This is a genomic window from Streptomyces sp. TLI_185 (assembly GCF_003814765.1).
Taxonomy (GTDB): domain Bacteria; phylum Actinomycetota; class Actinomycetes; order Streptomycetales; family Streptomycetaceae; genus Streptomyces.
Window position 1 is genome coordinate 3,228,113 of record NZ_RKRB01000001.1, and the last position, 20,199, is coordinate 3,248,311.

The 20,199-nt window shown below is 70.0% G+C and carries 20 protein-coding genes; 9 read left to right on the plus strand and 11 right to left on the minus strand.

The annotated features are described in order from the left end of the window. Nucleotides 1-289: 289 nt before the first annotated feature. Nucleotides 290-1,600 (plus strand): MFS transporter, encoded by a 1,311-nt coding sequence (locus tag EDD92_RS14660; RefSeq protein WP_123964720.1) that lies wholly within the window; start codon nt 290-292, stop codon nt 1,598-1,600. On the opposite strand, the gene EDD92_RS14665 is transcribed toward EDD92_RS14660, so the two are convergent. Beyond that, a complete protein-coding gene (locus tag EDD92_RS14665) occupies nt 1,601-1,831 on the minus strand; it encodes a hypothetical protein (protein WP_123964721.1) in 231 nt (76 codons plus the stop codon). It lies immediately after the preceding gene. Between the two features lie 58 nt (nt 1,832-1,889). On the opposite strand from EDD92_RS14665, the gene map reads away from it, so the two are divergent. Both map and EDD92_RS14675 read left to right on the plus strand, forming a co-directional pair. Continuing rightward, the gene (gene map, locus EDD92_RS14670) at nt 1,890-2,747 is read left to right on the plus strand and encodes a type I methionyl aminopeptidase (protein WP_123964722.1); all 858 of its coding nucleotides are present in this window, start codon (nt 1,890-1,892) and stop codon (nt 2,745-2,747) included. Nucleotides 2,748-2,907: 160 nt separating this feature from the next. Then, nucleotides 2,908-3,555, plus strand: a complete 648-nt coding sequence (locus tag EDD92_RS14675) for a heme oxygenase (biliverdin-producing) (protein ID WP_123964723.1) — start codon at nt 2,908-2,910, stop codon at nt 3,553-3,555. 110 nt (nt 3,556-3,665) lie between these two features. On the opposite strand, the gene EDD92_RS14680 is transcribed toward EDD92_RS14675, so the two are convergent. The 4 genes from EDD92_RS14680 to EDD92_RS14695 all read right to left on the minus strand — a co-directional run bounded on the left by EDD92_RS14680 (nt 3,666) and on the right by EDD92_RS14695 (nt 6,431). Beyond that, nucleotides 3,666-4,322, minus strand: a complete 657-nt coding sequence (locus EDD92_RS14680; protein WP_123964724.1) for a PhzF family phenazine biosynthesis protein — start codon at nt 4,320-4,322, stop codon at nt 3,666-3,668. Nucleotides 4,323-4,339: 17 nt separating this feature from the next. Then, nucleotides 4,340-5,326 carry an endonuclease/exonuclease/phosphatase family protein gene (locus EDD92_RS14685; protein WP_185124016.1) on the minus strand — a complete coding sequence of 329 codons (987 nt, stop codon included), beginning with the start codon at nt 5,324-5,326 and terminating at the stop codon, nt 4,340-4,342. Nucleotides 5,327-5,370: 44 nt separating this feature from the next. Beyond that, nucleotides 5,371-5,793, minus strand: coding sequence for a hypothetical protein (locus EDD92_RS14690; protein ID WP_123964726.1), 423 nt, complete (start codon nt 5,791-5,793; stop codon nt 5,371-5,373). 104 nt (nt 5,794-5,897) lie between these two features. After that, entirely contained in the window at nt 5,898-6,431 is a 534-nt protein-coding gene (locus EDD92_RS14695; protein ID WP_123964727.1) for a DUF6973 domain-containing protein, read from the minus strand. Nucleotides 6,432-6,829: 398 nt separating this feature from the next. On the opposite strand from EDD92_RS14695, the gene efeO reads away from it, so the two are divergent. From efeO to EDD92_RS14715, 4 genes are read left to right on the plus strand one after another with little or no spacing between them, the layout of a single operon-like run. Then, nucleotides 6,830-7,969 (plus strand): iron uptake system protein EfeO, encoded by a 1,140-nt coding sequence (gene efeO, locus EDD92_RS14700; RefSeq protein WP_123964728.1) that lies wholly within the window; start codon nt 6,830-6,832, stop codon nt 7,967-7,969. Between the two features lie 15 nt (nt 7,970-7,984). Continuing rightward, nucleotides 7,985-9,259, plus strand: coding sequence for an iron uptake transporter deferrochelatase/peroxidase subunit (gene efeB / locus EDD92_RS14705; protein WP_123964729.1), 1,275 nt, complete (start codon nt 7,985-7,987; stop codon nt 9,257-9,259). A 3-nt stretch (nt 9,260-9,262) separates the two neighbouring features. Further along, complete coding sequence (gene efeU / locus EDD92_RS14710) at nt 9,263-10,135, plus strand: iron uptake transporter permease EfeU (protein WP_123964730.1); 873 nt, start codon at nt 9,263-9,265, stop codon at nt 10,133-10,135. Next, nucleotides 10,095-11,096 carry a hypothetical protein gene (locus EDD92_RS14715; RefSeq protein ID WP_123964731.1) on the plus strand — a complete coding sequence of 334 codons (1,002 nt, stop codon included), beginning with the start codon at nt 10,095-10,097 and terminating at the stop codon, nt 11,094-11,096. The genes efeU and EDD92_RS14715 overlap by 41 nt, the downstream gene beginning before the upstream one ends. 13 nt (nt 11,097-11,109) lie before the next feature. Here the strand turns inward: EDD92_RS14715 and EDD92_RS14720 are convergent, their stop codons facing one another. The 5 genes from EDD92_RS14720 to EDD92_RS14740 form a co-directional block, all read right to left on the minus strand. Beyond that, nucleotides 11,110-11,844: a bifunctional DNA primase/polymerase gene (locus EDD92_RS14720; RefSeq protein WP_123964732.1), complete on the minus strand. Its 735-nt coding sequence runs from the start codon at nt 11,842-11,844 to the stop codon at nt 11,110-11,112. 38 nt (nt 11,845-11,882) lie between these two features. Further along, a complete protein-coding gene (locus tag EDD92_RS14725; protein ID WP_123964733.1) occupies nt 11,883-12,545 on the minus strand; it encodes a TetR/AcrR family transcriptional regulator in 663 nt (220 codons plus the stop codon). A gap of 40 nt (nt 12,546-12,585) precedes the next feature. Beyond that, a complete protein-coding gene (locus tag EDD92_RS14730) occupies nt 12,586-13,584 on the minus strand; it encodes a small ribosomal subunit Rsm22 family protein (protein WP_123964734.1) in 999 nt (332 codons plus the stop codon). A 125-nt stretch (nt 13,585-13,709) separates the two neighbouring features. Then, a complete protein-coding gene (locus tag EDD92_RS14735) occupies nt 13,710-14,897 on the minus strand; it encodes a serine hydrolase (RefSeq protein WP_123964735.1) in 1,188 nt (395 codons plus the stop codon). Then, a complete protein-coding gene (locus tag EDD92_RS14740) occupies nt 14,849-16,162 on the minus strand; it encodes a multidrug effflux MFS transporter (protein ID WP_123964736.1) in 1,314 nt (437 codons plus the stop codon). Before EDD92_RS14740 ends, EDD92_RS14735 begins: the two co-directional genes overlap by 49 nt. 152 nt (nt 16,163-16,314) lie before the next feature. Here EDD92_RS14740 and EDD92_RS14745 point away from each other — a divergent pair, with 152 nt between their 5' ends. Then, nucleotides 16,315-17,091, plus strand: coding sequence for an SDR family oxidoreductase (locus tag EDD92_RS14745; RefSeq protein WP_399182907.1), 777 nt, complete (start codon nt 16,315-16,317; stop codon nt 17,089-17,091). 248 nt (nt 17,092-17,339) lie between these two features. Here the strand turns inward: EDD92_RS14745 and EDD92_RS14750 are convergent, their stop codons facing one another. Further along, on the minus strand, nt 17,340-18,488 hold the full coding sequence (locus EDD92_RS14750; RefSeq protein WP_123964738.1) for a D-alanyl-D-alanine carboxypeptidase family protein: 1,149 nt from the start codon (nt 18,486-18,488) through the stop codon (nt 17,340-17,342). Nucleotides 18,489-18,688: 200 nt separating this feature from the next. On the opposite strand from EDD92_RS14750, the gene EDD92_RS14755 reads away from it, so the two are divergent. Further along, nucleotides 18,689-20,173, plus strand: a complete 1,485-nt coding sequence (locus tag EDD92_RS14755) for an ABC transporter permease (RefSeq protein ID WP_123964739.1) — start codon at nt 18,689-18,691, stop codon at nt 20,171-20,173. Nucleotides 20,174-20,199 lie beyond the last annotated feature (26 nt).

Genomic DNA, 20,199 nt, shown 5'->3' on the forward strand with positions numbered 1-20,199 from the left:
CGTCCGGCTGGGCCCGCGGCGGAGCCGCTGATCGATGCAGCCGCCCCCGCCGCCCCTACCCGTCCCGAACCGGGGGCCAGCCCCCGGACCCCCGCTCCTCAAACGCCGGAGGGGCTGAATTTTCGCCGGCCGGGGCTTGATCTTTCAGCCCGTCCGGCCTTTGAGGACGAGGCCGTTCAGGCCGAAGCGGGGGTCTGGGGGCGGCAGCCCCCAGGGACGGGACGGGAAGGGGCGGCGGGGGCGAAAAGCGGTTGCCCGCGGAGGGCGGCCCCGCCGACCATGACCCTTCGTGACCGAAGACGACCGCGAACCCCCCTCCCGCCTGCGCGCACTCCTCCCCGACCTCGCCCCCTGGCGGGACTCCGTCGACTTCCGGCGGCTGTGGGTGTCGGGGACGATCTCGAACTTCGGGAGCTTTCTGACGTTCGTCGCACTGCCGGTGCAGTTGAAGGAACTCACCGGATCGACCGCGGCAGTCGGCGCGATCGGCGCCGTGGAGCTGCTGCCACTGCTCGTGTTCGGGCTGTACGGAGGCGCCCTCGCCGACGCCCTCGACAAGCGGAAGCTGATCGTGTGGACGGAGGCCGGACAGGGCCTGCTCAGCGCGGCGCTGCTGGCCAACGCCCTGCTCCCGCACCCGGCCGTCTGGCCGCTGTACGTCGTCGCCGCCCTGTCCTCCGCGTTCTTCTCGGTGCAGCGACCGGCGATCGACTCGCTCTGGCCGCGGATCGTGGCCCACGAGCACATGCCCGCCGCGGCCGCCCTGAACTCCCTGCGCTGGACGGTCGGCGGAGTCGCCGGCCCGGCCCTGGCGGGCGTGGTCGTGGCGTACGCGGGGCTCGGCTGGGCGTACGGCGCGGACCTCGCGACCTTCGTCGTCTCCGTGCTCCTCATCGTCCGCATCGCCGCCTCCCCCGCCGCGCACGAGGCCGCGAAGCCGTCGCTGAGGGCCATCGCGGAGGGCGCCCGGTACGCCTGGAGCCGCAAGGAACTCCTCGGCACCTACGCCGTGGACCTCGCCGCGATGTTCCTGGCGATGCCGCTCGCCGTACTGCCCTTCCTCGCAGACGAGTTGGACGCGAACTGGGCGCTGGGCCTGATGTACGCGTCGGTCCCGTTCGGGTCGATGCTGGTGGGGCTGACCGGCGGCTGGACCTCACGCGTGCACCGGCACGGGCGGATGGTGGTCCTGTCGGCCGCGCTGTGGGGCCTGGCGATCGCGGCCGCCGGCGTCGTCGGCAACGTATGGCTCGTCCTGCTGTTCCTGACCGTGGCCGGCGGCTGCGACATGGTCAGCGGGATCTTCCGCGGGGCCATGTGGAACCAGACGATCCCGGACGAGCTGCGCGGCCGGCTCGCCGGGATCGAGCTGCTGTCGTACTCGGTCGGCCCGACCGTCGGCCAGGTCCGCTCCGGCGGTTTCGCCGCCTGGTGGGGCGTGCGCGCGTCCGTCTGGTCGGGCGGGCTGCTGTGCGCGGGCGCGGTGGGACTGCTGGCGCTGTGCCTGCCGAAGCTGATGACGTACGACGTGCGCACGAACGAGCACGCGGTACGGCTGCGCGACCGGCGCGCCTCGGCAGCCGTACCGGCGCAGACCTGATCAGTCGTCGTCAGGCGTGGTGGCCGGGGCGTCGTGCCACTTGGGGTCGTTCTCCCATTCGAGGTTGCGCTCGCGCGCCGTCGCCATCGCGTGCTCGGCCTCCTGCCGGGAGGCGTACGGCCCGAAACGGTCCTTCGCGGGGCACTCCGGCCCCTCCTCGACCTTCTTGTGCTCCAGGCAGTAGTACCACTCGCCCGGCTTGCCGACCGTGCGCTTCTTGAACAAGGGCATGACCTGCTCCTCTCGCCACCGACATGTTCCCCCATGGCCGCTGGTTAGACTCGCTGGCATGTCTGGCCAGTCGCTGCTCGTACCAGGGGAGCTGTCCCCCACCCGTTCCGTACCCGGAAACATCCGCCGTCCCGAGTACGTCGGCAAGCCCGCTCCGACGCCGTACACCGGGCCGGAGGTGCAGACGCCCGAGACGATCGAGGCGATGCGGGTCGCCGGCCGGATCGCCGCGCAGGCGATGGCGGAGGCGGCGAAGCTGATCGCCCCGGGGGTCACCACCGACGAACTGGACAAGGTGGCGCACGACTACATGTGCGACCACGGCGCCTATCCGTCGACGCTCGGCTATCGCGGCTTCCCCAAGTCCCTGTGCACCTCGGTCAACGAGGTGATCTGCCACGGCATTCCGGACTCGACGGTGCTGCGCGACGGCGACATCGTCAACCTCGACGTGACGGCGTACATCGGCGGGGTGCACGGCGACAACAACGCGACGTACCTGGTCGGGGACGTCGACGAGGAGAGCCGGCTGCTGGTCGAGCGGACCCGGGAGTCCCTCAACCGCGCGATCAAGGCGGTCAGGCCGGGTCGCCAGATCAACATCATCGGCCGGGTCATCGAGTCGTACGCGAAGAGGTTCGGCTACGGGGTGGTCCGCGACTTCACCGGGCACGGCATCAACTCGTCCTTCCACTCGGGCCTGATCATCCCGCACTACGACAGCCCGCACGCCACGACGGTCATCCAGCCCGGGATGACGTTCACGATCGAGCCGATGCTGACGCTCGGGACGCACGAGTACGACATGTGGGACGACGGCTGGACGGTCGTCACGAAGGACCGGAAGCGGACGGCTCAGTTCGAGCACACGCTGGTGGTGACGGAGTCGGGGGCGGAGATCCTCACACTGCCGTAGCCATCGGCCATCGGCCATCAGGCGATCTTCGAAGACCCGCCCCTCTGCCGGGGCGGGTCTTTTCTTGTACACTTTTACCGACAACCTGTCGGCAACTTTACCGACAAACCGTCGGGAAGACCGTTGACTTAGGTAAGCCTTACCTTAGAAGATGGGGCTCATGGACTCCTTCTCGACCGTCATCCGCACCGCGTCCCACGAGCAGCACATGGAGGCGGAGACCTCGACGTTCATGAGCGACCTGCTGGGCGGACGGCTGGGCGTGGACGCCTACGCGCGCTACACCGAGCAACTGTGGTTCGTGTACGAGGCGTTGGAGGCCGGAGCCGAGCGGCTGGCGTCCGACCCGGTGGCCGGACCCTTCATCCGGCCGGAGCTCTTCCGGCTGACGGCGCTGGAGCGGGACCTGGCACATCTGCGGGGCGCCGGATGGCGGGCGGGACTGTCCGCACTTCCGGCAACGGGGGAGTACGCGGCGCGGGTACGGGAGTGCGCGGAGCAGTGGCCGGCGGGCTACGTCGCCCACCACTACACCCGCTACCTCGGCGATCTCTCCGGCGGCCAGATCATCCGCGGCAAGGCGGAGAAGACGTGGGGTTTCGCGAGGAAGGGCGACGGCGTCCGCTTCTATGTGTTCGAGGGGATCTCCAACCCGGCCGCGTTCAAGAGGGATTACCGAGAACTGTTGGACGCGGTGCGTGCGGACGACCTCGAGAAGCAGCGGATCGTTGCGGAGTGCAAGCGCGCCTTCGCCTTGAACACTGCGGTTTTCCAGGCGCTGGGCAGGGAATTCCCGCTGAGCGCGTAAAGCGCCCCCGAAGGGGCGAGGGGCTGTATTCGATTTGCGGCTACCGCCGCGCGAGCGCGACCAGCCACAACGAACCCGCAGACAACCAACGGCCCACCGCGCAGCGCTCCTCAGCGCTCCGGCTGCCGTTCCAGACACACCCGCCCCCCGATCTCGACCCACCCATACGGCTGAGGAGCCGTAAGGATCTGCGACCCCGCACCCTGCGTGATGTTGAGCGCGCGGCCGAGCCGGTCGGTCAGCGCCAGGGCCGCCGCACCCGTAGCCTCGTCCTCGTCGATGCCGTCGTCGCGGCCGGGGAAGGCGCGGGCGCGGACGCGGCCGGCCGGCTCGTCCTCCCAGGCCCAGGCGTAGATCCACTCCCCCTTCGGCGGGAGGGGCAGGTCGTCGACCTCGGCGGCCGTGGCGTACTGGCGGAACGTGCGCGGCGGGGCCCACTCCGCCCGGGCCTCGATCCAGCAGAACTCGCCGTCCTGGCGGGCTCCGACCACGCCGGCCGGCGTGACCAGTTCGGGCACGTCGAGCAGCCAGGCCGTACCGACACAGGGGTGACCGGCGAAGGGCAAGCGCAGGGTCGGGGTGTAGATGTCGATGACCCCGCGCTCCGGATCATCGACGAACACGGTCTCACTGAACCCCACCTTGGCCGCGAACGCCTGCCGGTCGCTCCGCTCGGGCATCACCGATCCCTCACGGACGACGCCGAGTTCGTTGCCGTATCCGCCGTTGGGGCCGCAGAAGACGCGGAGGACGTCGTAGTCAGTCACGGGGGAATTGAAGCATCTCAGTGGACGCGCAGATCGGCCACGACCGCGAGGTGGTCGCTGCCGGGGATCGACCGCTGGTGCACAGCCGCCGCCGTGATGCCGCCCCGCTTGGCGTCCTCCTTGCCGCTGCCGCCGAGGTTCGCGCCGATCAGGACATGGTCCAGGTGAGCGAGCGGAAGACCGGAGGGCCAGGTGCGGACGATGCCGGAGCCGAGGACGTCGTGGACATCGGCCAGCCCGGCTCCCAGGACTTCCCGGAACGGGCCGTGGTCGAGCGTGGCGTTGAAGTCGCCGAGCATCACCTGCCTGCCCGAGGTCGCACGACTCTGGCGGGCGAGCGCCGCGAGGTCGTCGCTCCACCTGCCCTCCGCCAGCGGCAGCGGCGGGTAGGTGTGCACAGCCTGTACGCGTACGGGGCCGGCGGGCAGCTTCACCACAGCCCAGGGCATGGGGAAGGTGCTCGGCTCCGCCAGCAGCCCCGCATCGCGCAACGGCAGCCTGGAGTAGAGCCCCATGCCCCGCACGCCGGACTCGGGCCGCAGGACCCGGTGGGGGAATGCCCTGGCCAGGCCGGCGGCGTCGAGCCGCCTGACCGCCTCGGGGGTCAGTTCCTCGACGGCGAGCAGGTCGGGCGCCTCCTGGCGTACCGTGGCGACGAATTTCTTGGGGTCGGCGCCGCCCTCCAGGACATTGGCCGTCATCACCCGGAGCCTGTCCCCCGCCGGGCGGCCGCCCTCGGCGACCAGCTCCGGGTCCGGTACGAACCGTGGCACGAGCAGCAGGACCGACACTGCGAGCAGCACCGCGCCGGCCAGAGCGCCGGGCCAGGTCCGCAGGATGAGGGCGCCGAGCACCGCGACCACGGCGGCCAAGGCCGCGTACGGAAGGAACACGGCCAGCTGCGGGAGCGGGGTGACGGTGCCACCGCCCAGCAGACGAGCGAGCACCGTCACGGCGACGCAGGCCAGAACGGAACGGATCAGCCACACCAGCGGCAGCCGCACGGGCCGAAGCCGGGCGCCTGTGCCTCTTTTTGTGCCGCCGGCACTCATACGGTGCGACGGGTGAGGAGCACGGCCGCCAGCAGGAGGGCGGGCAGTACGGCCGACGCCATGTAGGCATCCTCCCGGACCAGGGCGGACACCGCGGCCAGCGCGTGGAGCAGACAGCAGACGACCGCCAGTACACGGCCCGCTCCCGCCAGCGCGCGTCGGTTGCGCAGCGCGGCCACCAGCACCGCGACCGCGGTCGCCAGGAGCAGCAGCAGCCCGGCGCCGCCGAGGACGGCGAAGAGGACGCCGAACTCCGCCGCCATGCCTTCCTGCCCGTCGAACGCGTAGGAGGAGGTGGTGAAGGAGGCGAGGACGGTGAGCATGACGGCCGCCAAGGCGGCCTCCAGCAGCAGGATGCCGCCCGTCCCCGCGGCGAGGATCCGCCAGAACTTCGCCGGTACGGCCGTGGTTGTGATCATGGTGCTCCGGTCACGGATACGGGATGCGCGTGGACACCAGAAGTGGGGCCTCGCACCGGGAATCCGGTACGCGGCCCCACCCAGGCATGAGAAAAGGTTACCGATCAGGAACGGACCAGCTCGCCGTCCTTGATGACACGCAGGCGGTGGTGGCGCACCTTGTAGGAGCACCGTTCAGCGGCGTCGCTGTAGGAGCTCGACGCCTCACCGACCTCACGGCCGACATTGTTGTTGAACAGGTCCATCTTCTTCTCGATGGCCGGCTGGTCCGGGTTCTGCTCGTGGCGGTCAGCGAACCCCTTCGCCGTTCCCACCCCGAAGTCGCGGGTCATCCGCGCATTCCAGTAACAATGCCGGAAGGCATCCCCGCGACCATTGTGGAGGCCTTCCCACCGCCTCTGCGCCTCGGCGAGCGCGGCATCGGCGTGGTCACTCGCCTTGTTGCAGAGGCTGACGTGGCTGGGAACGCGGCAATACTGCCACTCCGCCTCGTTCATTCCGCCCGGGTAATCGCTCGCCGCCTCGGTCTGGGCGGCGGGAGCGGTGGTCACAGCGGATGCTTCGCTGGTCAGGGCGCCCACCGAAATGAAAATGGCGGAAAAAGCGACCGCGAGTGACTTTATGGAAATGTTGTGCACAATCTCCCCGTTTCATCTGCCGAGCAGCGGCAAGAATAATTCTCGCCCCCGTTCCGCTCGGCACTTAATGATCTTAACGAGGAGATCGGCCGGAGGGCAAGAAAATAAGCCGGGGAGATTTTCCCGCCATTCTCGCAATGCAGACCGATGGGACAGTTCACTCCTTTCCGGAGATGTGCCCTCCTTCAGGGAGGGATCCCACCCTTTGACCTTCCCTTGACTCCCCCATGGGGACTGATTTGAGCCACCGTTACCAGCCCGTGCCCATACACCGTCCATGAGAGACGGATCACCGTCTCGACGGGTGCTACTTAGGGAAACCTTAGGTACGTTAGGCGAGCCTCACCTACCTTGTGAGGCCCGTCACGCGTACTTTCCGGCCATTCACTGGAGCCCTCATGCGAGCCGCCAGACTCTCCGTCGTCACCGCCGTCGCCACCGCGGCGGCCCTGACCGCCGTCACCGGCTGCACCGAGAAAGGCAGCGAGGACGCCAAGGGCACCATCAAGGTGACCGCGACGGACAGCAAGTGCGAGGTGTCGAAGAAGGAGTTCCCGGCCGGGCACATCGAGCTCGCCGTCGAGAACAAGGGTTCCAAGGTCACCGAGGTCTACCTCCTCTTCCCGGATGACCGCATCGTCACCGAGCGCGAGAACATCGGCACCGGCACCAAGCAGACGGTCACCGCCGAGGTGAAGGCCGGCGAGTACACGATCGCCTGCAAGCCCGGTATGAAGGGCAAGGGCATCCGACAGACCGTCAAGGCCACCGGGGGTGCAGGCGTCGCCAAGCGTGACCCTCGCCTGGACAAGGCGGTCGCCGCCTACCGCGAGTTCGCCCAGGAGCAGGCCGACGCGACGCTGCCGCTCGCCGAGACCTTCGCCAAGGCCGTCAAGGACGGCGACATCGAGGCCGCGGAGAAGGCCTACGCCCCCTCCCGTCTCGGCTGGGAGCGCACCGAGCCGGTCGCCGAGTCCTTCGGCGACATCGACCCGAAGGTCGACTTCCGCGAGGACGGTGTGGAGCCCGGCCAGAAGTGGACCGGCTGGCACCGGCTGGAGAAGTCCCTCTGGCAGGCCAAGAAGATCACCGCCGAGGACAAGACCCTCGCCGACCAGCTCATCACGGAACTGAAGGAGTGGCGGGAGCGGGTCGGCGAGGCCGAGATCAGCCCGACTTCCATGGCCAACGGCGCCAAGGAGCTCCTCGACGAGGTCGCCACCGGCAAGGTCACGGGCGAGGAGGAGCGCTACTCGCACACCGACCTGGTCGACTTCAAGGCCAACGTCGAGGGTGCGCAGAAGTCGTACGAGCTGCTCAAGCCGGTCGCCCAGGAGAACGACAAGGCGCTCACCACCGAGCTGGACAAGCAGTTCGCCGCGCTGAACACGCTGCTCGACAAGTACCGCACGGACAAGAACTCGTACGACTTCACCTCGTACGACAAGGTCGGCGACGCCGACCGCAAGGAGCTGTCGGACGCGGTCAACGCGCTCGCCGAGCCGCTGTCCAAGCTCGCCGCCGCCGTCGTGAAGTAGGGGACGGACAACACCATGACGGACACTCAGGAAGCCACAGCCGCCGAGGCCGGCAATTCGCAGGCCCCCTCCCGGCGTTCGCTGATCGGCTGGGGTGGTGCAGGGCTCGCGCTCGGTGCCGCCGCGGCCGGCGGTGCGGTCGCGATGACCCGCGTCGGCAACGACGTGGACCCGGCCGCCGCCGAGACCGGAGCCGCGGTCGCCTTCCACGGCGCCAACCAGTCCGGCATCGCCACGCCCGTGCAGGACAGGCTGCACTTCGCCGCGTTCGACGTGCAGACGGACGACCGCGCCGAGTTCGTGCAGATGCTGAAGGACTGGACGGAGGCCGCGCGCCGGATGACCGCCGGGAAGGCGGTCGGCGAAGGCGCGTACGGCGGTCTCGCCGAGGCGCCGCCGGACGACACCGGTGAGGCGCTGGGGCTGAAGCCCTCGCGGCTGACGCTGACGATCGGCTTCGGTCCGTCCCTGTTCGAGAAGTTCGGGCTGAAGGACCGGCGGCCCGAGGCCCTCGTCGACCTGCCGCAGTTCCCGAACGAGAACCTCGACAAGAACCGCAGCAACGGCGACCTGTGCATCCAGGCCTGCGCGGACGACCCGCAGGTCGCCGTGCACGCGATCCGCAACCTGGCCCGCATCGGCTTCGGCAAGGTCACCATCCGCTGGTCCCAGCTCGGCTTCGGCAAGACCTCGTCCACGACCCCGGACGCGCAGACCCCGCGCAACCTCATGGGCTTCAAGGACGGCACCCGCAACATCGCGGGCACGGAGACGGACCGGCTGAAGAAGTTCGTCTGGGTCGGCGAGAAGGACGGTCCGGACTGGATGACGGGCGGCTCGTACCTCGTCGCGCGCCGCATCCGTATGCACATCGAGACCTGGGATCGGACCCCCCTGCAGGAGCAGGAGGACATCTTCGGCCGCGACAAGGGCGAGGGCGCGCCGGTCGGCAAGGCCAAGGAGCACGACAAGCCGTTCCTGAAGGCGATGAAGCCCGACGCCCACGTGCGGCTCGCGCACCCCGAGTCCAACCACGGGTCGACGATCCTGCGCCGCGGCTACTCCTTCACCGACGGCACGGACGGCCTCGGCCGGCTGGAGGCGGGCCTGTTCTTCCTGGCCTACCAGCGCGACGTACGCGAGGGGTTCATCCGGATCCAGCGCAACCTCGCCACGGACGCCCTCAACGAGTACATCCAGCACGTGGGTTCGGCGGTGTTCGCCGTTCCGCCCGGCGTCCGTGACAAGGACGACTGGTGGGGCAGCACGCTGTTCTCCAAGGAGGCGTAGCCCGTGTTCTCCAACTATCTGATCGGTCTGCGCGAGGGCCTGGAAGCCAGTCTGGTCGTCTGCATCCTGATCGCCTACCTGGTCAAGACGGGCCGCCGGGACGCCATCCGGCCCATCTGGATCGGCATCGCCATCGCCGTGCTCATCGCGATGGGGTTCGGCTGCACCCTCGAATTCGGCTCCCAGGAGCTGACGTTCGAGGCGCAGGAGGCCCTCGGCGGCTCGCTCTCCGTCGTCGCCGTCGGCCTGGTGACATGGATGGTCTTCTGGATGCGGCGCACCGCCCGGCACCTGAAGTCGGAGCTGCACGGCAAGCTGGACGCGGCCCTCGCCATGGGCACGGGCGCCCTGGTCGCCACCGCGTTCCTCGCCGTCGGCCGTGAGGGCCTGGAGACCGCCCTGTTCGTGTGGGCCTCGGTGCACGCGGCCAGCGACGGCACCCCGCGCCCGCTGATCGGCGTGGCGCTGGGTCTGGCGACGGCGGTCCTCCTGGGCTGGCTGTTCTACCGCGGCGCCCTGAAGATCAACCTGGCGAAGTTCTTCACCTGGACCGGCGCCATGCTGGTCGTCGTGGCCGCGGGCGTGCTGGCGTACGGCTTCCACGATCTGCAGGAGGCCGACTGGATCCCCGGCCTGACGCATCTGGCCTTCGACATCAGTGACACCATCCCGCCGGACAGCTGGTACGGCACCCTCCTCAAGGGCGTCTTCAACTTCCAGCCGGATCCGACCGTCCTCCAGGTCACGGTGTGGCTGCTGTACCTGATCCCGACACTCGCGCTGTTCTTCGCCCCGGTAGGGTTCGCCTCCGGGAAGGGGAAGGTGAAGACACCTGATGAGCAGGGATCGCGGCCCTCGAAGGCTCCGCAGGCTTGAGCGAAGCGCACTGATTGCGGCCTCGGTGACCGCTTTGTCGTTGACGGCGAGTGGTTGTGTGGTGGTGCACGGGGAGCGCGAGGTGCTCCCCTCGTCCACCCGCGCCGAGGCGGCCAAGGCGCTCGAGCAGTTCACGTCCGCGTACAACAAGGCGGACAAGGCGTACGACAGTTCGCTCGACGCCGGCCATGTCACCGGCGCCCTGGGCGACATCGACGCGGCCCGCCTCAAGGCCGGTCACACGCTCAGCGCCTCCGGCAATCCGGCGCACACGCCGCTGAAGCTGACCGACGTGACGTACACGATCCCCAAGAAGGCGGGCTGGCCCCGCTGGTTCGTCGCGGAGGCCCAGGGCAACAAGGGCGGCAACCTGCACTGGCTGCTGGTGTTCCACCGCGACGGTCTGGGACGGCCGTGGAAGGTGGCGTATCTGACGCTCATCCGCCCGGGCACACTGCCGAAGGTGAAGAAGGACGCGGCCGGCTGGGCCGAGGCCGTACCGGTGAACTCCACCGAATTCGCCGTCCCGCCGGGCGACTTGAGCAAGGACTATGCGACCTACCTGAAGAACGGCGGGAAGGTCTTCGCCCCGGGTGTGCACACCGACCAGTGGCGTGCGAAGCGCAAGAAGCAGGCCAAGAAGCCGGGCCTGGTCACGCAGTTCATCGACGAGCCGCTGATCAGCGGCAGCTACGCCCCGCTGGCGCTGCGCACGGCGGACGGCGGTGCGCTGGTGTTCTTCACCAACCGCCGCTACGAGAAGCAGACCGCCTTCGAGGGCACCTCGATCCCCGCACAGACCGCGAGCGTGAAGGCGCTGACCACCGGCGAGATCAAGCAGTCGCTGACGCTGGAGTACATGTCCAACGGGGTGGCCCTGGACCCGAAGCGGGGCTCGAGCAGCGGTCAGGTGTCGGTCCTGTCCCGACTGGAGGGACTGACGTCCGCGCAGGGGTCCTAGACGTGCCTGGTGGCTAGTTGCGGTGGGGCCAGGCCGCGTTCGCGTGGTCGGGCTCCTCGCCGGCGTAGCGGGCGCAGGCGTCCGTGAGGATCTCCAGAAGGCTGAGCGGGTCCGGCAGGGGGTGCTCCGGGCCGCGTACCCAGTGCACGCTCTGGTCGCCGGGCAGCCGGGCGGGTGGTACGAGGACGTAGGAGCCGCGGCAGTGCCAGCGCAGTCCGGGGTGCTCGTCCGCCGTCTCGGGGTGGCAGTCCAGCTCGCACGGCCACCACTCGTCCTCGTCCTCGGGGGTGCCGCGGGTGAGGGTGAAGAACAGCAGGCGGCCGTCGTCGCTCTCGGCGACCGGGCCGACCTCGATGCCTGCGACGAGCAGCCGCTCCAGCGCTTCCCGGCCCGCCTCCAGGGGCAGGTCGAGGACGTCGTGCACCATGCCGGTCGCGGTGATGAAGTTGGCCTGCGGCTGGTGGCGGGCCCAGCGCTCGATCTGGGCGCGGTCGGTGGTGGACTGCGTCTGCCAGGCGAACGACACCGGGTGCCGGGCCGGGGTGGGACAGCCCACGCGGTCGCAGGAACAGCGGTAGCCGGGGGCGGGATGCGCGGCGGGGGCGAGCGGCAGACCCGCTCCGGCGGCGGCGAGCAGCAGGGCCTCACGGCCGCCTTCGTCGGCGCCGGTCTCCTTCGGGCGGCGGCCACGCAGCCACTGGGAGAGTTTGCCCTGCCGGCCGTTCCGGCCGCCCAACTCCGCGCTCATCCATCACCCTCGCTCGCTGTCGTGCGCAACAGCATGCCCTATGGTCCCACCGTCCCATGCTCCGGGGTACCAGAAGGGACATCCGGGGTACGAGGGGCAAGACCGTGCAGTGCGTACTCGACGAGGGTGTCCGTGTAGTCGTACGAGATCGGGCCCGTGTGCTGCAGCCAGCGCTGGGCGAGGGGTGAGACGAAGAGCTCCAGGGCGATGCGCGGGTCGATCTCGGGGCGGACCTGACCGGCTTCCTGCGCGGAGCGCAGCCGGTCGACGTACAACTGGAGCGAGGGTTCGAGGAGCTTGGCCACGGACTCCCGGCCGAGCTGCTCGTTGACCAGCCCCTCGGCGGCCAACGCCCGGGAGGGCACCTCGAACCGGGGGTCCTTCAGCTGGTCGACGGTGACCCGCAGCACGGCCTTGAGGTCGGCGGCGAGGTCGCCGGTGTCCGGGATGACGTACGGCTCCCGGCCCGCCTCCCGCGCCGCCTGCGCACTGAGGTCGAGGAACGCCTCCAGCAGGACGTCCGCCTTCGACCCCCACCACCGGTAGATCGTCTGCTTGCCGACGCCGGCCCGGGCGGCGATGCCCTCGATGGTCGTCCTCGGGTAGCCGACCTCACCGACCAGGGCGAGGGCGGCGTCGTAGATCGCGCGACGGGACCTCTCGCTGCGGCGGGTGGAGTCGGGGGCGGGCTTCTTGACCATGGACCGACGGTACCGGCTTGTGGTTCTACGGCTTGTGGTTCTACGGCTGAGAGGTGTGCGGCGGCGGCCAGGGGTCGCCCCAGTCCGCGTCCCTGGCCGCCTTGTAGAGGTCGCCGTGGCGTTTGGTGACCGTGGTGCGACTGAGGGACGGTTCGGTCTCGCACAGGTCCAGGAGCACCTGGCCCTTGCGGATCTGGGGCTTGCGTACGACACGGTTGGGCGCCGGCGCGACCGGGAAGCGGGTGGCGGCGACGTAGCTGAACTTCTCGTCCTCGTACGGCAGGGAGCCGCCCTTGACCTGGCGGTGCAGGGAGGAACGGCTGACCCGGGCCGAGAAGTGGCACCAGTCCTCACCGGGGACGATCGGGCAGCCGGCGCTGTGCGGGCAGGGCGCGGCGACGTGGAACCCGGCGGCGATCAGGCGGTCGCGGGCCTCGATGACCCGGGTGTACCCGGCAGGGGTGCCGGCCTCGACGATCACGACGGCCTGTGCGGCGGCCGCGGCAGCGTCGACGAGGGCGGTGCGGTCGGGTGCGGTGAGCTCGTTGAGGACGTAGGAGACGGTGAGGAGGTCCGTGTCGTCGAGGGTGAGGGCGGCGCCGATGCGGGCGCGTCGCCAACTGGCCTGCTGCAGGGCCGGGTTGGCGGTGGCGAGTTCCTTGCCGAGGGCCAGGGCGGGTTCGGCCCAGTCCAGGACGGTGACGGGGCGGGTGCCGTCCCAGGTGGCGGTGACGGCCCAGGTGGCGGCGCCGGTGCCGCCGCCGAGGTCGGTGTGACTGCCGGGCGTCCAGCCGGGCACGGCGTCGGCGAACGCCTCCAACGCGGAGTGCACCGCCTCGAAGGTGGCCGGCATGCGGTAGGCGGCGTAGGCGGCCACGTCTGCGCGGTCGCGGAGGATGGGGGCGTCGGTCGGGGTGGCCCCGCGGTAGTTGGCGATGAGGCGGTCGACGGCCTGGGCGGCCTGCTTGGGCGGGAGCCCGTCGAGGAGGCCGGCGAGACTGCGGCGCAGGGCTTCGGCCGGGGTTGCGGGGTCATTCACCCGCCGATTCTATTTCGCCCCCGCCGCCCCTACCCGTCCCGTCCCCAGGGGCTCCGCCCCCCTGGACCCCCTGTCGGCCTGAACGGCCTCGTCCTCAAACGCCGGACGGGCTGCCCGTCCGGCGATCAAGGCCGGAACGGGCTGCGGTACACCGCCCTCGCCAGGCGGGTCGCCGCCGCGGCTCTGGGGCGGCTGTCGGGTCCCCGCCGCCGCGGATGCACCGTGTTCGCCAGCAGCACCAGAAACGTGTCCGTCGCCGGATCCAGCACCAGCGACGTCCCCGTGAACCCCGTATGCCCAGCCGCCCCCCGCCCCGCCAGCTCCCCCATGAACCACGGCTGGTCCACGGCGAACCCCAGCCCCGGCGGGGCCAGCAGCAGCTCGACGAAGTCCGTGCCCAGGATGCGGGCGGGCCCGTAGGAACCGCCCGCGAGGAGCGTGCGGCAGAACACCGCCAGGTCACGGGCCGTCGAGAAGAGCCCGGCATGGCCGGCGATGCCACCGAGCGCCCACGCGTTCTCGTCGTGGACCACCCCCCGCAGCATCCCCCGCTCCGCCTTGCCCCAAGGCCGCCGCTGATCCTCCGTCGCCGCCGCCCCGGGACAGGGCCCGAAGTCGGTCGACAGCATGCCCAGCGGACGGGTGATCCCCTCGTGGATCAGGACGTCCAGGGTGCGGCCGGTGATCCGTTCCAGAACGAACTGCAGCAGCAGGAAGTTGAGGTCGGAGTACGTGTACGTGCCGGGCACCCCGATCGGCACCTCCGCCCGCAGCCTCTCCAGCCGCTCCGTGTCGTCGGCGCAGTCGTACAGCGGGAGTTCGGGCCGCAGCCCGGAGGTGTGAGTGAGCAGCTCCCGCACGGTGATCCCGTGCCGCACGGCCGCACGGAAGTCAGGCAGGTACGCACCGATCCGCGCGTCGATGCCGAGCGTGCCGCGCTCGATCTGCTGCACGGCGGCGACCGCGGTGAACAACTTGGTGAGGGAGGCCAGGTCGACGGGTGTGTCGACGGTCATCGGGACCCGGGCCGCGGGCGGAAGTTCGATGCCGCGGTCCGCGTCGGGGTCGTAGGCCGAGTATCTGACGGCCCAGCCCGCCGCCTCCTCGACGGCGATCACCGGGCCGCGCCCGGCGACGACGACGGCGCCCGCGGCCCAGGGCCGGTCCCCGGTGGTGAGGTCGTGGACCTCCTGGGCGAGGTGGCGGAGTTCGCCGGGGTCGAGTCCAGCCCGTTCGGGACTGTCCCTGCGCAGTCTCGGTGCGCTCAGCTCCCCGCTCCTTCCACGCTCGTACGCCCGCTGCGGGCTCGGCACATTCCCACGAAACAGCCCAGTGCCACCAGCGCCGCGGCCAGTTGGACGACGGCCATCGGGACGGCGGTGTGCTCTCCGGCGATCCCGACGAGCGGGGAGGCGACGGCCCCGATGAGGAACGAGGACGTGCCGAGCAGCGCGGACGCCGATCCGGCTGAGTGCTTGGTGCGCATCAGGGCGAGGGCCTGGGCGTTGGGCAGGGTCACCCCCATCGCGGACATCAGGACGAAGAGGGCCGCGGCGACGGGCGCCAGGCCGACCTTGCCGAAGGCTCCGGTGGACATGAGCAGGAGGGCGGTCGCGGCGGCGATGACGACGAGCAGCCCCGCGCCCAGCGCCCGGTCCAGGCGGACCCTTCCGACCAGCAGCTTTCCGTTGATCTGGCCCACGGCCACCAGCCCCACCGAGTTCAGGCCGAACAGCAGGCTGAAGGTCTGCGGGGAGGCGCCGTAGATCTCCTGGATCACGTAGGGCGAGGCCGATATGTAGGCGAAGAGCGCCGCGAACGCGAACCCGCCCGCGAGCATGAACCCGGTGAAGGGCAGGTCGGCGAGGAGGCGGCGCATCGAGTGCAGGGCCTCGCCGACTCCCCCGCCGTGCCGCTCGCCTGCGGGGAGGGTCTCGGGGAGCTTCGCCCATACGGCTGCGGTCAGCACCGTGCCCACGACCGTGAGCACCACGAACACCCCCCGCCAGTCCGTCACCCGCAGGATCTGCCCGCCGATCAGCGGCGCGACGATCGGGGCGACCCCGCCGATCAGCATGAGGGTGGAGAAGAAGCGGGCCATCGCCACGCCGTCGTACAGGTCCCGGACCACGGCGCGCGCGATGACGATCCCCGCCGCGCCGGCGAGCCCCTGCGCGAGCCGGAACGTGACCAGCAACTCGACGGTCGGCGCGAACGCGCACAGGACGGTCGAGACGACGTAGGCGACCAGGCCGATCAGCAGGGGGCGCCGGCGGCCCCACCGGTCGCTCATCGGGCCGGCCACCAGCTGTCCGAGCGCCATGCCGAGCAGGCAGGCGGTGAGCGTGAGCTGGACCGTGGCCGCGGGCGCGTGCAGGGAGTTCGTGACCTCCGGGAGCGAGGGGAGGTACATGTCCATCGCCAGCGGGGGCGTCGCGGTGAGTCCGCCGAGGATCAGGGTGACGAGCAGGCCGGTACGGGGAACGGTACGGGCGACGGCCGGTTCAGCTTCCGGTCCGGCCGCCTGCTCCATGTGCGGTGTCGACATGTTCGGTGTCGACGCGCCCTGCTCGGGCATGTGCCCCTCCCTCTCCGAGTGATACGCCCCTATGGTCTCAGCTCGCACACAGTGCCGAATGTCACTTGCGCGTCGGGCCGCTCGAACCCGGATGGCGGACGGTCTCGTCCCGCATGCCGGACCCTCGCCTACGCTGCGGGCCCATGAATGCCATGGAGACTGAGAAGCAGGGGACCGGCGGGCAGTCGAGGATCGCGGTGGTGACCGGCGCCGGCTCCGGCATCGGGCGGGCGGTTGCCGTGGAGCTGCTGCGTACGGGCTGGTCGGTGGCGCTGGCGGGGCGGCGCCCCGGGACGCTGGAGGAGACGGCGGCGCTGGTGCCGGGCGGTGCCTGTCTCGCCGTACGGACCGACGTCTCACGGCCGGACGACGTGGCCACACTGTTCGCCGCCGCCGTCGAGCGGTTCGGGCGGGTTGACCTGCTGTTCAACAACGCGGGGACGTTCGGTCCCGGCGGGGTGCCGGTCGAGGAGCTGGAGTACGAGGCCTGGCGGCATGTGGTGGACACCAACCTCAACGGGGCGTTCCTGTGCGCGCAGGCGGCCTACCGGCAGATGAAGGAGCAGGACCCGCAGGGCGGACGCATCATCAACAACGGTTCCATTTCCGCCCATACTCCGCGGCCGCACTCCATCGCCTACACGGCGACCAAGCACGCGCTGACCGGCCTCACCAAGTCGCTCTCGCTGGACGGGCGGCCGTACAACATCGCGGTCGGGCAGATCGACATCGGCAACGCGGCCACCGACATGACCGCGCGGATGCAGACCGGAGCGCTGCAGGCCAACGGTGAGATCGCTCCCGAGCCCGTGATGGACGTCGCCGATGTGGCGCGCACGGTGCGGCACATGGCCGAGCTGCCGCTGGAGGCGAACGTGCAGTTCGCGACGGTTCTGGCGACCGCGATGCCGTACGTGGGCCGCGGTTGACCGCCCCGGCAGGTCCTCAACTCATCAACTTGCACAACCGGAATTTGAGCGTCCGCACCATTGCGGCCGGTTGTGGACCTATGCTCAAATCTCCTACACAAGAGCTTCACACATGGGGGAGTGAAGTTCCGTAGGCCCGGCAGTTCATGCCGAGGGGGGATGGCAGCCGTTCCACCGCACCGGGTGGGGGTGGATCTCGCGTGGGACCGCGAGGTACGCACCGGTGGATGGAACGGCTGCCACATGCGTCAGCCGGCGTGCCTGCCGCCGCTCTTCCCGCGCCTGCGCAGCGCCCAGACACCGCCCGCCAGCAGGGCGACCGTGCCGCCCGCGCCCTCCAGCAGCCGCCAGGCCGAGGGGTCTCCTGACTCCGTGCCCGGGGCGCCGGCCGCCGCCTGGGCCGTCTTGCGGGTGGGCGTCGCCCTCGCCCCTCCCTCGCTGAGCGGCTCGACCAGCGTGCCCACCGGCTCGGCCGAACCGCCGTGCGTGAAGCCCCAGTCGAGCAGCGCGGCCGTCTCCTCGTAGACGGCGTTGTAGCCGCTCTTGGGGTGCATCACGGTGGCCAGCAGGGTCCGGCCGCCGCGGGTGGCGGCACCCGTGAAGGTGTTGCCGGCGTTGCTGGTGAAACCGTTCTTGACGCCGATCAGCCCGTCGTACGTCTTCAGGCCCCACGCGCCCGTGAGCAGGCGGTCGGTGTTCTGGATCTGGAAGGTCTTCCTGCCGCCGGCCGGGAAGTTCGCGATCCGGGTGTGGCAGTACTCGCGGAAGTCGGCGTTCTTCAGTCCGTGCCGGGCGAAGAGGGTGAGGTCGTACGCGGAGGACAGCTGACCCTTGTGGTCGAAGCCGTCGGGGCTGACCACATGGGTGTCCAGGGCCTGCAGGTCCTCGGCCTTGGCCTGCATCTCGGCGACCGTCTTCGCCACTCCCCCGTTCATATGGGCGAGCACATGCACGGCGTCGTTGCCGGAGCGCAGGAAGACGCCCTGCCACAGCTGCTCGACGGTGTACGTGATCCCCGGCTTGACCCCGACCAGGCTGGAGCCGGCCGGGATGTCGGCCAGGTCGGCGTCGGTCACCTTGTACCGCTGACTCCGCTGGAACTTCTTCAGGACCGTGTCGGCGAACAGCATCTTCAGCGTGGACGCGGGCGGCAGGCGCCGGTGCGCGGCGAACGAGGCGAGCACCTCGCCGCTCCCGCAGTCGGCGACGATCCAGGCACTCGCGGTGAGTTTCCCGGGCAACCCTGTGGCGCCGCTCACTTGAATTCCCTTACGGGCGAGTCGCTCACCGCCGACGACGGTGCCGGTTGCGGAAGCGGGAGTAGCCGCGGCAAGCGGAATGGCGGCTGCGGCAAGACCGAGAGCGTAACGCCGGGACAGCGGAGAAGAACCGTGCATCCCGGGACCGTAACACCCACCCAACAGCAGTTTCCTGGCAGTACGCCCTCTACGGCATAGGAATTGCCTGTCTTACGGAATTCTGACCTGGCATCCGACTTTCTCAGCTCTGACACATCCTTTACTCAGTCCGGCTCAAAGGTTTCTCCCTAGCTTGTGGCAGCGCCCACAGCGGGCGCCAAGAACCTTCGAGGAACGGGATGTTTGGCATCTATCTCAAGCGCGAACTGGGCCGCAGAAAGAAGGCGGCCCTGGTCGTCGCACTGGGTCTGGCGCTCGGAATCGCGCTGGTCATCACCGTCAACTCGGTGTCGGCCGGTATGACACAGGCTCAGGACAAGGTCCTCAAGTCGCTCTACGGCCTCGGCACCGACATGACGGTGACCAAGGCGCAGTCGGCTCCCAAGGCGGGCAGCTCGCAGGGCCCGAACTTCAAGTTCGACGCCAAGCAGAGCAGCAGCACCAAGCAGAGCTCGGACCGGGTGATGACACAGGGTGGTCAGGCCCTGTCGTCCTCGCTGGTCACCAAGGTCGCAGCCCAGCAGGGCGTGTCCGCCGCGGTCGGCGCGATCACCCTGAACGTCACCAAGGTGGACGGCTCCTTCACCCAGGGCAAGGCGAAGTCCTCGACGTCGCCCTCCGGGTCCTCGGGTTCCCAGCAGGGCGGCCCCGGCGGCGGCAACAGCAGCAGCACCGGTGGCGGCCAGCCGCAGGTCCAGGGCGGCGGCGCGTCCTTCAACGTCAACTCCTACTCGGTGGCCGGCATCGACGTCACCGACCAGGACCTCGGCCCGCTGGCCACGTCGAAGATCACCTCCGGCAGGACGTTCACGGCCGCGCAGAGCAACGCCAAGGTCGCCGTGATCAGCAAGTCGTACGCCAAGTCGAAGAAGTACAAGGTCGGTTCGACCTTCAAGATCAACGGCACCAAGTACACGGTCATCGGCATCGCGACACCCGACAGCGGCGAGTCCACCATCGACGTCTACCTGCCGCTGAAGCAGGCACAGACGCTCGGCGACGCCAAGAACAAGGTCACCACGATCTACGTCAAGGCGACCGACTCCCAGCAGATCGCCACCGTGAAGAAGGAGATCCAGGCCAACATCTCCGGTACGACGGTCACCACCTCCGCCGACCTCGCCTCCACCGTCTCCGGGTCCCTCTCCACTGCCTCCAACCTGGCGACCAGCGTCGGCAAGTGGCTGTCGATCGCGGTGCTGGCCGCGGCCTTCCTGGTGGCGGCGCTGCTGACCTCCTCGGCCGTCTCCCGCCGGGTGCGCGAGTTCGGCACCCTGAAAGCGCTCGGCTGGCCGAGCCGCAACGTGACCCGGCAGGTCGTCGGCGAGTCCATGGTCAACGGTCTGCTAGGCGGCGCCCTCGGCATCGGCCTGGGCCTCGCGGCGGCCTACGCGGTGACCGCGGTCGCCCCGAAGCTCACCGCGCAGCTGGGCAGCAGCGGCGGCGGTATGGGCGGGGGTCCCGGCGGTGGCCCGGGGGGCGGCGGTCCGGGACAGCAGTCGGCGTCCAACACGATGGAGATCGCGCTCTCCGCCCCCGTCTCCCTGACCACCATCGCGCTCGCAGTGGGCCTGGCGGTCACAGGCGGTCTGATCGCCGGCGCGATGGGCGGCTGGCGCGCCTCGCGGATGCGGCCGGCGGACGCGCTGCGCAGCGGGTCGTAGACACCGTTCGGTGTCGGAACACCCCT

Excerpts from the sequence above, each read along its gene's own strand:
- EDD92_RS14665 (WP_123964721.1), bottom strand. The coding sequence starts at position 1,831 with ATGCCCTTGTTCAAGAAGCGCACGGTCGGCAAGCCGGGCGAGTGGTAC.
- map (WP_123964722.1), top strand. The coding sequence starts at position 1,890 with ATGTCTGGCCAGTCGCTGCTCGTACCAGGGGAGCTGTCCCCCACCCGT.
- EDD92_RS14675 (WP_123964723.1), top strand. The coding sequence starts at position 2,908 with ATGGACTCCTTCTCGACCGTCATCCGCACCGCGTCCCACGAGCAGCAC.
- EDD92_RS14690 (WP_123964726.1), bottom strand. The coding sequence starts at position 5,793 with ATGATCACAACCACGGCCGTACCGGCGAAGTTCTGGCGGATCCTCGCC.
- efeO (WP_123964728.1), top strand. The coding sequence starts at position 6,830 with ATGCGAGCCGCCAGACTCTCCGTCGTCACCGCCGTCGCCACCGCGGCG.
- efeB (WP_123964729.1), top strand. The coding sequence starts at position 7,985 with ATGACGGACACTCAGGAAGCCACAGCCGCCGAGGCCGGCAATTCGCAG.
- EDD92_RS14715 (WP_123964731.1), top strand. The coding sequence starts at position 10,095 with ATGAGCAGGGATCGCGGCCCTCGAAGGCTCCGCAGGCTTGAGCGAAGC.
- EDD92_RS14720 (WP_123964732.1), bottom strand. The coding sequence starts at position 11,844 with ATGAGCGCGGAGTTGGGCGGCCGGAACGGCCGGCAGGGCAAACTCTCC.
- EDD92_RS14725 (WP_123964733.1), bottom strand. The coding sequence starts at position 12,545 with ATGGTCAAGAAGCCCGCCCCCGACTCCACCCGCCGCAGCGAGAGGTCC.
- EDD92_RS14740 (WP_123964736.1), bottom strand. The coding sequence starts at position 16,162 with ATGCCCGAGCAGGGCGCGTCGACACCGAACATGTCGACACCGCACATG.
- EDD92_RS14745 (WP_399182907.1), top strand. The coding sequence starts at position 16,315 with ATGGAGACTGAGAAGCAGGGGACCGGCGGGCAGTCGAGGATCGCGGTG.
- EDD92_RS14750 (WP_123964738.1), bottom strand. The coding sequence starts at position 18,488 with ATGCACGGTTCTTCTCCGCTGTCCCGGCGTTACGCTCTCGGTCTTGCC.
- EDD92_RS14755 (WP_123964739.1), top strand. The coding sequence starts at position 18,689 with ATGTTTGGCATCTATCTCAAGCGCGAACTGGGCCGCAGAAAGAAGGCG.